11 protein-coding genes and 1 pseudogene are annotated in these 11,088 nt (G+C 64.3%); 3 read left to right on the forward strand and 9 right to left on the reverse strand.

What is annotated here, in order from left to right; all coding sequences use genetic code 11:
- The 3 genes from PSV33_RS14125 to PSV33_RS14135 form a co-directional block, all read left to right on the forward strand.
- The coding region (locus PSV33_RS14125) for a LemA family protein (protein WP_300562838.1) at positions 1-480 on the forward strand (480 nt) is incomplete at its 5' end.
- A 66-nt stretch (positions 481-546) separates the two neighbouring features.
- Complete coding sequence (locus tag PSV33_RS14130) at positions 547-1,455, forward strand: TPM domain-containing protein (RefSeq protein WP_300562840.1); 909 nt, start codon at positions 547-549, stop codon at positions 1,453-1,455.
- 5 nt (positions 1,456-1,460) lie between these two features.
- On the forward strand, positions 1,461-2,003 hold the full coding sequence (locus PSV33_RS14135; RefSeq protein WP_300562842.1) for a TPM domain-containing protein: 543 nt from the start codon (positions 1,461-1,463) through the stop codon (positions 2,001-2,003).
- 1 nt (position 2,004) lies between these two features.
- Here the strand turns inward: PSV33_RS14135 and PSV33_RS14140 are convergent, their stop codons facing one another.
- The 9 genes and pseudogenes from PSV33_RS14140 to PSV33_RS14180 form a co-directional block, all read right to left on the reverse strand.
- Positions 2,005-2,148, reverse strand: coding sequence for a hypothetical protein (locus tag PSV33_RS14140; RefSeq protein ID WP_300562843.1), 144 nt, complete (start codon positions 2,146-2,148; stop codon positions 2,005-2,007).
- A 216-nt stretch (positions 2,149-2,364) separates the two neighbouring features.
- Positions 2,365-3,048: a ligase-associated DNA damage response endonuclease PdeM gene (pdeM, locus tag PSV33_RS14145; RefSeq protein WP_300562848.1), complete on the reverse strand. Its 684-nt coding sequence runs from the start codon at positions 3,046-3,048 to the stop codon at positions 2,365-2,367.
- On the reverse strand, positions 3,048-5,765 hold the full coding sequence (locus PSV33_RS14150) for a ligase-associated DNA damage response DEXH box helicase (RefSeq protein WP_300562850.1): 2,718 nt from the start codon (positions 5,763-5,765) through the stop codon (positions 3,048-3,050). Before PSV33_RS14150 ends, pdeM begins: the two co-directional genes overlap by 1 nt.
- Positions 5,766-6,049: 284 nt before the next feature.
- Positions 6,050-6,475 carry a F0F1 ATP synthase subunit epsilon gene (locus PSV33_RS14155; protein ID WP_300562844.1) on the reverse strand — a complete coding sequence of 142 codons (426 nt, stop codon included), beginning with the start codon at positions 6,473-6,475 and terminating at the stop codon, positions 6,050-6,052.
- A gap of 3 nt (positions 6,476-6,478) precedes the next feature.
- On the reverse strand, positions 6,479-7,882 hold the full coding sequence (gene atpD / locus PSV33_RS14160) for a F0F1 ATP synthase subunit beta (RefSeq protein WP_096668774.1): 1,404 nt from the start codon (positions 7,880-7,882) through the stop codon (positions 6,479-6,481).
- 40 nt (positions 7,883-7,922) lie between these two features.
- The gene (gene atpG / locus PSV33_RS14165) at positions 7,923-8,789 is read right to left on the reverse strand and encodes a F0F1 ATP synthase subunit gamma (protein ID WP_300516982.1); all 867 of its coding nucleotides are present in this window, start codon (positions 8,787-8,789) and stop codon (positions 7,923-7,925) included.
- Positions 8,790-8,842: 53 nt separating this feature from the next.
- Positions 8,843-10,396 (reverse strand): F0F1 ATP synthase subunit alpha, encoded by a 1,554-nt coding sequence (atpA, locus tag PSV33_RS14170; RefSeq protein ID WP_300562845.1) that lies wholly within the window; start codon positions 10,394-10,396, stop codon positions 8,843-8,845.
- 61 nt (positions 10,397-10,457) lie between these two features.
- The gene (locus PSV33_RS14175; RefSeq protein WP_300562846.1) at positions 10,458-10,988 is read right to left on the reverse strand and encodes a F0F1 ATP synthase subunit delta; all 531 of its coding nucleotides are present in this window, start codon (positions 10,986-10,988) and stop codon (positions 10,458-10,460) included.
- A gap of 13 nt (positions 10,989-11,001) precedes the next feature.
- Positions 11,002-11,088: pseudogene (locus PSV33_RS14180) on the reverse strand (F0F1 ATP synthase subunit B); the annotation flags it as partial.

Below are 11,088 nucleotides of genomic sequence, written 5' to 3' on the forward strand. Positions count from 1 at the left end.
CTCAACCAGTACCAGCGCCGCGCCGACCTGGTGCCCAACATCGTGGCCACCGTCAAGGGTGAAGCCAATTTCGAGCAGGAAACCCTGACCAAGGTCGTGGAAGCCCGGGCCAAAGCCACCTCCATGCAGGTGACGCCGGAGACCCTGAACAACCCTGAGGCCTTTGCGAAATTCCAGGCCGCTCAGGGCGAGCTCAGTTCTGCCCTGTCCCGCCTGCTGGTGGTGACGGAAAACTACCCCAACCTCAAGGCCAACCAGGGATTCCAGGACCTGCGCGTTCAGCTGGAAGGCACCGAAAACCGCATCACCGTGGCGCGCAACCGCTACATCCAGGCGGTGCAGGCCTACAACGTGCTGGCCCGCAGCTTTCCGAACAACCTGACGGCCATGGTGTTCGGCTACACGGTCAAACCCAACTTCAGTGTGCAGAACGAGGCACAGATCTCGACGCCTCCGACCGTGGATTTCAACAAGAAATAGGCGGGTAGCGCCTTGCCTCTCGTGCGCAGCTTTCTGCCTGGCTTCCCGGGCCGTACCGCGGCCGCCGTGTCAGCGCGCATCGCGCTGGGCCTGCTGCTGTCCACGGTCCTGCTGTTCAGCGCCCCGGCAACGTGGGCCCAGGATGTGTTGCCTGTGCCCGCCCTGACGGCGCGCGTGATCGACAGCACCGGAACACTCGATGCCGCGCAGCGCCAGGCGCTGGAGGCCAAGCTCGCGGCTTTCGAGCAGGCACGCGGCGCCCAGGTGGTGGTACTGATGGTGCCAAGCACCGCGCCGGAAGACATTGCCGCCTACGCGCAGCGGGTCGGCGACAGCTGGAAGATCGGGCGCAAGGACGTCGGTGACGGGCTGTTGCTGGTGGTGGCAAAAAACGATCGCAAGGTGCGCATCGAAACCACCAAGACGCTGGAGGGCGCCATTCCCGACCTGGCGGCGCGCCAGATCATCGACCGCGCCATCACGCCGCGTTTCCGTCAGGGCGACTTCGCCGGCGGGCTGGACGCGGCCACCGACCAGATCATCGCCCTGATCAGCGGGGAGAACCTGCCTGTGCCCGAGGCCCAGGCCGGCAGCGCTGGCGGCAAAGGTTTCAACTGGACCGACATGGCGGTTTTCCTGTTTTTTGCGGTTCCGATAGGCGCCCGGGTGATGTCGGGCATCTTCGGGCGCAAGCTGGGCGCCGTGGTGACCGGCGGCGCGGTCGGCGGCCTGGCCTGGCTCTTCACCAGCAGCCTGCTGATTGGCGGGGTCTCCACGCTGATCGGCGCGGTGTTCGCGCTGATCGCCAGCGTGGGCGCTCTGGGCTCCGTCGGGCGGGCGGGACGGTCCTCTGGCTGGGGCGGAGGCGGCTTTGGCGGTGGCAGCAGCGGTGGTTGGGGCGGCGGCGGTGGCGGCGGCTTCAGCAGCGGCGGTGGCGGCAATTTCGGCGGCGGCGGCGCGTCCGGGAGCTGGTGAGCATCATGATCAGCAAGCTCAACGTCCTGACCAGGCACCTGTGGCTGGATGCGTCCGACACGGCCCGCGCGATTCCGCCGGACTTGCTGGAGCGGCTGGCGCAGCGCGTGGCCGCCAGCGAAAGGCGCCACACCGGCGAGATCCGCATCTGTGTCGAGTCGTCCCTGCCGGTCAGCTACCTGTGGCGGCTGGGCCGCAACACCCCCCTGCGCGTCCTGATCCGTGAGCGGGCGATGACGATGTTCGGCAAGTTGCGGGTCTGGGATACCGAGCACAACAACGGCATCCTGATTTACCTGCTGCTGGCGGAGCACGCGATTGAAATTGTCGCCGACCGCAGTGTGGCCCGGCATGTCAGTCCGGACCAGTGGCAGGCGATGGTGGCACGCATGGCCAACGCCTTCCGTGAGCGCCGCTACGAAGACGGGTTGACGCAGGCTCTGGAAGAATGTTCGGCCTTGCTGATGCAGCACTTTGCGCTGCCCCTGGAGGCAGGCCTGGCCCCGGCCAACAGCAACGAGCTGCCGGACACCCCGGCGCTGCAGTAGCTCAACCCGCCAGCAGCACCCCGAGGGTCGCCACGGCTGCCAGCAGAACCAGTGCCCGTTTGAACCAGACAGCACGTAGCGAACGTGGGCGGCGTGCCGCCGACGCGTTGTCATCCCAGGTCAAGCTGTCCAGAATACTGTCCATGGGCGTGCCTCTTGTTGTTGGGTTGTTGGGTTGTTTGCGGTTTCAGGAGCGTTGACGGTACCGCACACGGCTGATCGCTGGCGTCAGGGATGGTGTCGATTTGTTACAACGACTCCTGTTTTGATAGCGTCTTGCGCAATATTCATGAGCCTTTCAGGCATGTTTATTCCTCCTGTCGACTGTATGGCGTGAGCCACAGTCGTGACCGCGCCGACGTCACGCGCTGGCCGGCAGGCGCCAGACGGTTTGACCGCCCAGCGGATACAGCTGGCGCCCAGGCGCAGGGCGCACCACCGAGCCACCGGTGAACTCGCCGAACGCCGGCAGCAGCGCGAGCCCGGGATCAAGACAGAAACACGGCAAGCGCAAGTGCTCGCGCGCGGCGCCGCGCAAGGTCAGCACCGGGTGCAGGTGGCCCGCAAGCACCGCCAGCGTCGGGTGTTGCTGGGGGTGGTGGCAGGCCGCAAAGGGGCCCACCGGCCACGGCTCATTGACCACGTCAAATCCCAGCGCGGCTGGCGGGTCACCGGCGTGGCTGTCGTGGTTGCCGCGCACCAGCACGCAGTCAAGTGCCGCATGCTGGCCACGCCAACGGGCGAGGGCTGCCAGAACGGATGCCGACCGCGCCTGCCGCGCGTGCAGAAAATCGCCCAGAAAGACCAGGCGTGCGGGTTGATAGTGGTGGATCAGCGTATCCAGCCGACGCAGGTTTTCAGCGGTGCTGCCCGCGGGCACCGGTTGCCCGAATGCGCGAAAGGTAGCAGCTTTTCCAAGGTGCAGATCCGCTACAAACAGGACGCTGCCCGCCGGCCACCACAACGCCCGCTCCGGCAGCAGCCAGACAGTCTCCTGCGCGTAGCGCACTGGCAGCGGCGTACCGGGGACGAGCCCAGCGGGCATCATGGCGTACGCCGCACACGTAGCGGCTTGCGACGGGAAACGGGTGCCGGACGCGAACCCGGCGCCTGCGGCGCCTCCTGCCCAAAGGGCAAGGCCTGCAACACCTGCGCCGCTTGAACCGCAGCGTTGACAGCGCTGCCAGCGGGCCTGGCGCCAGATCCTGCGGGCAGGCCGGCAGCGGCCTCAAGCTGCTGCACCATGCGCGCAATCCGCTCTGCCACGCTCTCGTTGGAGAGCTGCTCACGAAAGCGCTCGACCATCAACGGAAAGGCAAACGGCGTCGGGCGAGCCAGGGGCTGCAATACCAGATGCTGCGACTGCATGCGCGCCAGGCTGGCCTGCAGCCGGTCAATGTCAAGTTCCTGCGCCAGCAGCTCCTGCTCGGCCTGCTGCAACAGCCGGTTGGCCGGGTCATACTTTTTGAAGACCTCCCAGAATAGCGAAGACGATGCCTGCAGCTGCTTGTTGCTGCGTTTTTCACCCGGGTAGCCTTGAAAGATCAGGCCGGACACCCGGGCAATCTCGCGAAAGCGGCGCTGCGCGAGTTCACCGGCGTTGAGGCTCTGCAGCACTTCATGGAGCAAGGCATGGGAGGCTGCCGATCCTGGCGCATCAGCGCCGTCCAGCGCCGGCTGCAGGGGGCCAGTTTGCAGCACCTGGGGCAGCAACCGGGGCCAGTCGATCTCCTGCGCACACAGCAGTTCGAAGCCGTAATCGTTCACAGCCATCGAAAAGGTGCGCGGCGCATGTTCCGCGGCACGCCAGGCGATCAGGCTCGCCAGGCCCAGGTGCACATGGCGGCCGGCAAAGGGGTAAAGAAACAGGTGCCAGCCTTCACGGGTCTTGAGCACCTCGGCCAACAGCGTCTGCGGCGTCGGCAGCGCCGACCACTGTTGCTGGATGTCCAGCAGCGGGCGCAGCCGGCGCAGCTCCGGCGTGTCATACCTGCCCTCACTGGCCAGCGCGAGCTGCTGCACCACGGCGTCTGCCAATGTGGTGGACAAGGGCATGCGCCCGCCATTCCAGCGCGGCACCGCCGGTCGCTTGCCACTGGCGCGGCGTACCCACACTGTCATTTCGCGGATGTACACCAGCTCCAGCAGCCGTCCGCCGAACATGAAGCAGTCGCCCGGCTTCATGCGCGCGGCAAAGCTTTCTTCCACACTGCCGATCCGGGCGCCGCCCAGGTACTGCACGCTCATGCTGGCATCGCTGACGATGGTGCCGATGTTCATGCGATGGCGCCGCGCCAGGCGCGCATCGGGTACGCGCCAGATGCCGGCGTCGTCGGGCACCACGCGCCGGTAGTCGGGGTAAGCGGCAAGTGAGGGGCCGCCCCGGCTCACGAAGGCCAAACACCAGTCCCAACTTTCCCGCGACAGGCCGGCGTAGGCGCTTGTGCCGCGTACTTCGGCGAAAAGATCTTCGGGCACAAACCCGCCGCCCAGTGCCACCGTGACCAGGTGCTGCACCAGCACATCCAGCGGTTGCTCCGGCGAGCTGCGGGCCTCGATATGGCCCCCAGCAATGGCAGCGCGTGCTGCGGCGCCTTCGACCATCTCGATGCTGTGGGTGGGCACCAGCGTGATACGCGACGGGCGCCCCGGTGCATGGCCGGAGCGCCCCGCGCGCTGCAGCAGGCGCGCAACACCTTTGGGCGAGCCGATCTGCAGCACACGCTCCACGGGCAAGAAGTCGACCCCCAGATCGAGGCTGGAGGTGCAGACCACGGCCCGTAATTCGCCATTTTTCAGTCCGTGCTCAACCCACTCGCGCACCCCCCGGTCCAGCGAGCCGTGGTGCAGGGCGATCAGCCCCGCCCATTCGGGTTTAGCCTGCAGCAGGGCCTGGTACCAGATCTCCGATTGCGAGCGGGTGTTGGTGAACACAAGTGTGGTGCGGCTGCGTGATATTTCTTCAACCACCTGCGGCAGCATGGTCAGGCCGAGATGACCGCCCCAGGGAAAACGCGCGGTTGTCGCGGGCAGCAAGGAGTCGATCACGAGTTTCTTGGGCACCTTTCCCTGCACCAGCGTACCGGCGCTGGCCGGGCCCAGCAAGGCCAGCATGGCCTGCTGCAGGTTGCCCAAGGTGGCGGACATGCCCCAGACCGTCAGAGCAGGGTTCGACGGGCTGCGCTCCGGCCCATCATGCGCAGCGCCGTGCCAGGCCTTGAGGCGGGCCAGCGCCAGCTGGACCTGGACACCCCGCTTGTTGCCCATCAGCTCATGCCATTCATCGACCACAACCATCCGGAGGCTGCGCAAGCTGTCCTGGGCATCGGCACGTGACAGCAGCAAAGTCAGGCTTTCGGGGGTGGTCACCAGCACCGAGGGCAGTCGCCGGGTCTGTGCGCTGCGCTCGGCGCTGGGGGTATCTCCGGTGCGTGCACCAACGCTCCACGTTGCGACGTCTGGACAGGCGGCATGCAGAGACTCCAGCGGCGCCTGCAAGGCGCGCACCGTGTCGGCGGCCAGTGCGCGCATGGGGGTCAGCCACAGCACCGTCAGCGGGGCAGCCAGGCCGGCAGATTTTCCGGGATGCTGCGCTGCAAAAGCCTGCAGGGCGGCGAGCCAGACCGCATAGGTTTTTCCCGCGCCGGTGGTGGCGTGCAGCAAACCCGATTCACCCCTTCTGACCGCCGTCCAGACTTCACGCTGAAAAACAAACGGTTTCCAGCCCCGGGCGGCGTACCAAGCATTGAGCGCCTGCCTCACGCCTGCGGCCAGCGCGGCTGGCCTGAGCCTGGGCGGAACCGCCACCGTGGCGGCTTTCACCACTGCATACCACCGCAGGAGAGGCCCAGACCGGAACAAGATGCCATGCACTCATCGTAGCGCCGCGCGCCGCGTCTGACAGCGCGCCAGACGGCTCTCCAGCTGTCGGCAGGGGCTTACAGCGGCGGGGACCCGGCACGCACAGCAAGGCAAATAAAAAGCCCCTGGCTTGCGGCAGGGGCTTTGGCACCGGTGCGGACACCGGCCAGACGCTGGGGGGGGCCTTATTTCTTCTGGCGGAACTTGCGCAGTGCAGCAATCTGCGCGGCCATGACGGCCAGTTCGGACTGGGCCATCGCGATATCAATATCGGTTTTGGCGTTTTTCAGCGCTTCCTCGGCCGAGGCTTTGGCCGCTGTGGCCTTGGCTTCGTCGAGGTCCTTGCCGCGAATGGCCGTGTCGGACAGCACCGTGACACAGTGAGGCTGCACTTCGAGCAGGCCGCCGGCCACGAAAACAAACTCTTCCGAACCATCGGCTTTTTCAATACGCACAGCACCGGGTTTGATCCGGGTGATCAGCGGCGTGTGGCGGGGGTAGATACCCAGCTCGCCAGCCTCGCCCGGCAAAGCCACGAATTTGGCCTCGCCGGAAAAGATGGACTCTTCCGCGCTGACAACATCGACATGGATGGTGTGTGAGGTGTCCATGACTTAGACCTTCTTGGCCTTCTCGAACGCCTCGTCAATCGTGCCGACCATGTAGAAAGCCTGCTCTGGCAGGTGATCACACTCGCCGGCCACGATCATCTTGAAGCCGCGAATGGTTTCAGCCAGGGTCACGTACTTGCCGGGCGAACCGGTGAACACTTCAGCCACGTGGAACGGCTGCGACAGGAAACGCTGGATCTTGCGGGCGCGGGCCACGGCCAGCTTGTCTTCAGGTGCGAGTTCGTCCATGCCCAGAATCGCGATGATGTCGCGCAGTTCCTTGTAGCGCTGCAGCGTGCCCTGCACGGCACGGGCCGTGGCGTAGTGGTCTTCACCAACGACGTTCGGGTCGAGCTGGCGGCTGGTCGAGTCGAGCGGGTCCACTGCAGGGTAGATACCCAGCGAAGCGATGTCACGGGACAGCACCACGGTGGAATCCAGGTGGGCAAACGTGGTGGCAGGCGATGGGTCGGTCAAGTCATCGGCTGGCACGTAAACGGCCTGGATGGAAGTGATCGAACCGACCTTGGTGGAGGTAATACGCTCCTGCAGGCGACCCATTTCCTCGGCCAGCGTCGGCTGGTAACCCACGGCGGAAGGCATGCGACCCAACAGCGCGGACACTTCGGTACCGGCCAATGTGTAGCGATAGATGTTGTCCACGAAGAACAGCACGTCGCGGCCTTCGTCACGGAAGGACTCGGCAATCGTCAGGCCGGTCAGCGCGACGCGCAGACGGTTGCCTGGGGGCTCGTTCATCTGGCCGTACACCATCGCGACCTTGGACTCGCCGAGGTTCTCGAGGTTCACGACGCCGGAGTCGGCCATCTCGTGGTAGAAGTCATTGCCTTCGCGGGTACGTTCACCCACACCGGCAAACACGGACAGACCCGAGTGTGCCTTGGCGATGTTGTTGATCAGCTCCATCATGTTCACGGTCTTGCCGACGCCGGCGCCGCCGAACAGGCCGACCTTGCCGCCCTTGGCAAACGGGCACACCAGGTCAATCACCTTGATGCCGGTTTCCAGCAGTTCCTGCGAAGGGCTCAGCTCGTCATAAGCCGGGGCCTTGCGGTGAATCGGGGCGGTGAGCTCCTGGCTGACGGGGCCGCGCTCGTCAATCGGCGCACCCAGCACGTCCATGATGCGGCCCAGGGTGGCCTTGCCCACGGGCACCGTGATGTTGGCGCCGGTGTTGTACACCACGTTGCCGCGGCGCAGGCCGTCGGAGGTGCCCAGTGCGATGGTGCGCACAATGCCGTCGCCCAGCTGCTGCTGGACTTCCAGGGTCAGCGCGGAGCCTTCCATCTTGAGCGCGTCATAGATCTTGGGCATCTGGTCGCGCGCAAATTCCACGTCCACCACAGCACCAATACACTGAACAATCTTGCCTTGAGCCTGAGCCATGATTGAGTCCTTTTCCGTTCTTTAAATCTTGAATCGCGGTTTAAACCGCTGCGGCACCGGCGACGATTTCCGAAAGTTCTTTCGTGATCGCCGCCTGACGCGTTTTGTTGTAAACCAATTTGAGTTCGCCAATCACGCTGCCGGCGTTGTCCGTGGCGGCCTTCATGGCCACCATGCGGGCCGACTGCTCGGACGCCATGTTCTCGGCGACCGCCTGGTAAACCAGCGCTTCGACGTAACGGACCAGCAGGTCGTCAATGACCGTCTGTGCATCAGGCTCATAGATGTAGTCCCAGCCGTGCTGATCCTTGTCAGCCTGCAGCCGGTCTGCCGTCAGCGGCAGCAGCTGCTCGACCACGGGCTCCTGGCGCATGGTGTTGATGAAGCGTGTATAGCAGAGGTAAACCGCATTGATCTTGCCCTCGCTGTACGCATCCAGCAGCACCTTGACCGGCCCGATCAGCTTGTCCAGATGGGGTTTGTCGCCCAGCTGGGTCGCATGCGACACCACCTGCGCGCCGATCCGGTTCAGAAAACCCAGGCCCTTGTTGCCGATGGCCACCGACTGGATGCCCTGACCCGCCGCCTGCATTTCCTTGAGCTTGACCGTGACCTGGCGCAGCAGGTTGGTGTTCAAACCGCCGCACAGGCCCTTGTCCGTCGTGACCACGATGAAGCCGCCGGCCTTGGCATCGTTGACCTGCATGAAGGCATGCGTGTACTCGGGGTTGGCCTGGGCCAGATTGGCCGTGATGTTGCGAATCTTGTCGCTGTAAGGTCGGGCGGCGCGCATCCGTTCCTGCGCCTTGCGCATTTTGGAGGCCGCCACCATTTCCATGGCTTTGGTGATCTTGCGGGTGTTTTCCACCGACTTGATCTTGCCGCGTATTTCCTTGCCTGCTGCCATATTGCTTCCTAAATGGTTTCTAAGCCCTGGGCTTTGATGTCTTCAGGTCCGGATCAGGCAAACGACTTCTTGAACGCAGCCACGGCCGTGGTCATCTCTGCCTCGGCGTCCTTGTCCATCGCCTTGTTGGCTTCGAGCTTGGCCATCAGTGCAGCGTGCTTGTCCTTGAGGTAGCTGTGCAGGCCGGCTTCAAAAGCCAGGACCTTCTTGACCTCGACATCGTCCATGAAGCCCTTGTTCACTGCGAACAGCGTGGAGGCCATGTTGGAGATGGACAGGGGCGAATACTGCGCCTGCTTGAGCAGTTCCGTCACGCGGGCACCGCGGTCCAGCTGCTTGCGGGTGGCTTCGTCCAGATCGGAAGCGAACTGCGCAAACGCAGCCAGCTCACGGTACTGGGCCAGGTCGGTACGGATACCGCCGGACAGGTTCTTGATCAGCTTGGTCTGAGCCGCACCACCGACGCGCGACACCGAGATACCGGCGTTGATGGCGGGGCGGATACCGGCGTTGAACAGGCTGGTTTCCAGGAAGATCTGGCCGTCGGTGATCGAGATCACATTGGTCGGAACGAAGGCGGACACGTCGCCGGCCTGCGTTTCGATGATCGGCAGGGCCGTCAGCGAACCGGTCTTGCCCTTGACTTCACCCTTGGTGAAATCTTCGACGTACTTTTCGTTCACGCGGGCGGCACGCTCGAGCAGACGGCTGTGGAGATAGAACACGTCGCCGGGATAGGCTTCGCGGCCTGGCGGGCGGCGCAGCAGCAGCGAGACCTGGCGGTAAGCCACGGCCTGCTTGGACAGGTCGTCATACACAATCAGCGCGTCCTGGCCGCGGTCGCGGAAGTACTCGCCCATGGTGCAGCCGGAGTAGGCGCTGACATACTGCATGGCAGCCGACTCGGAAGCCGAAGCAGCCACAACGATGGTGTAGTCCATCGCGCCGGCTTGCTCCAGCGACCGCACCACGTTCTTGATCGACGAGGCTTTCTGGCCAATCGCGACGTAAACGCAGGAGACGCCCTGGCCCTTCTGGTTGATGATGGCGTCAATCGCCACAGCCGTCTTGCCGGTCTGGCGGTCGCCAATGATCAGTTCACGCTGGCCGCGGCCGACGGGCACCATGGAGTCAATGGACTTCAGGCCGGTCTGCAGGGGCTGGTCCACCGATTTACGGGCAATCACGCCGGGCGCAACTTTTTCGATCACGTCGGTCATCTTGGCGTTGATCGGGCCCTTGCCGTCGATAGGCTGGCCGAGGGCGTTGACCACGCGGCCAAGCAGCTCGGGACCAACCGGCACTTCCAGAATGCGACCCGTGCACTTGACGGTGTCGCCTTCGGCGATGTGTTCGTATTCACCCAGAATCACCGAGCCGACCGAGTCGCGCTCGAGGTTCAGCGCCAGGCCGTAGGTGGGCGTGCCGTCCGCCGTGGGAGGAAATTCCAGCATCTCGCCCTGCATCACATCGGACAGGCCGTGGACGCGGACGATGCCGTCGGACACCGACACAACGGTACCCTGGTTACGGATGTCGGCACTGACAGTCAGGCCTTCGATACGGCTCTTGATCAGTTCAGAAATTTCTGCGGGATTGAGTTGCATGACTCTTTCCTTCTTTCTATGTTGTTGGCTAAAAACCGGGGTACTGCGCCTTGACGCCAGCTCAGGAAATCAGCGCCACTTTCATTTGCTCTAAACGGGCTTTCACCGAGGTGTCCAGCACCTCGTCACCCACCACGACACGCACGCCACCGATCAGGGCCGGCTCCAGCTCCACCGTGAGGTTGAGCTTGCGGCCAAAGCGCTTTTCCAGCGTCGCCGCCAGATCGGCCAATGCCGCACCTTCGAGCGCAAAGGCGCTGTACACGGTGGCATCGGACGAACCGCTCTTCGCATTTTTCAATGCACGGAACTGGCTGGCAATTTCCGGCAACACGCTGATGCGGCCGTTGTCGATCACGGTGCGCAGGAAGTTCTTCGCAGCCTCAGGCAGCGTCGCCTTGACAACACCGGCGATCACGTCGAATGTCTGCGACGCTGTCACGCTGGGGTTGCCGGCAAACTGCTGCAACTGGACATTGCTTGCTACGGCCGCCAGCTCATCGAGCCAGGTCGAGGTGCCGCCCAGGTCAGACCCGGAGGCCTTGAACAGGGCTTCAGCGTAAGGACGGGCAATGGTGGCTAGTTCGGCCATGGTGACACCCCTCTCAAAGTTCGGTCTTCAGGCGGCCCAGCAAGTCAGCATGCACACCGGCATTGACTTCCTTGCGCAGAATCTGCTCGGCACCCTTGAC

Source organism: Polaromonas sp. (assembly GCF_029945895.1).
Classification (GTDB): Bacteria; Pseudomonadota; Gammaproteobacteria; order Burkholderiales; family Burkholderiaceae_C; genus Polaromonas.

Excerpts from the sequence above, each read along its gene's own strand:
- atpD (WP_096668774.1), bottom strand. The coding sequence starts at position 7,882 with ATGGCTCAGGCTCAAGGCAAGATTGTTCAGTGTATTGGTGCTGTGGTG.
- atpA (WP_300562845.1), bottom strand. The coding sequence starts at position 10,396 with ATGCAACTCAATCCCGCAGAAATTTCTGAACTGATCAAGAGCCGTATC.
- PSV33_RS14175 (WP_300562846.1), bottom strand. The coding sequence starts at position 10,988 with ATGGCCGAACTAGCCACCATTGCCCGTCCTTACGCTGAAGCCCTGTTC.
- pdeM (WP_300562848.1), bottom strand. The coding sequence starts at position 3,048 with ATGCCCGCTGGGCTCGTCCCCGGTACGCCGCTGCCAGTGCGCTACGCG.
- PSV33_RS14155 (WP_300562844.1), bottom strand. The coding sequence starts at position 6,475 with ATGGACACCTCACACACCATCCATGTCGATGTTGTCAGCGCGGAAGAG.
- atpG (WP_300516982.1), bottom strand. The coding sequence starts at position 8,789 with ATGGCAGCAGGCAAGGAAATACGCGGCAAGATCAAGTCGGTGGAAAAC.
- PSV33_RS14135 (WP_300562842.1), top strand. The coding sequence starts at position 1,461 with ATGATCAGCAAGCTCAACGTCCTGACCAGGCACCTGTGGCTGGATGCG.
- PSV33_RS14140 (WP_300562843.1), bottom strand. The coding sequence starts at position 2,148 with ATGGACAGTATTCTGGACAGCTTGACCTGGGATGACAACGCGTCGGCG.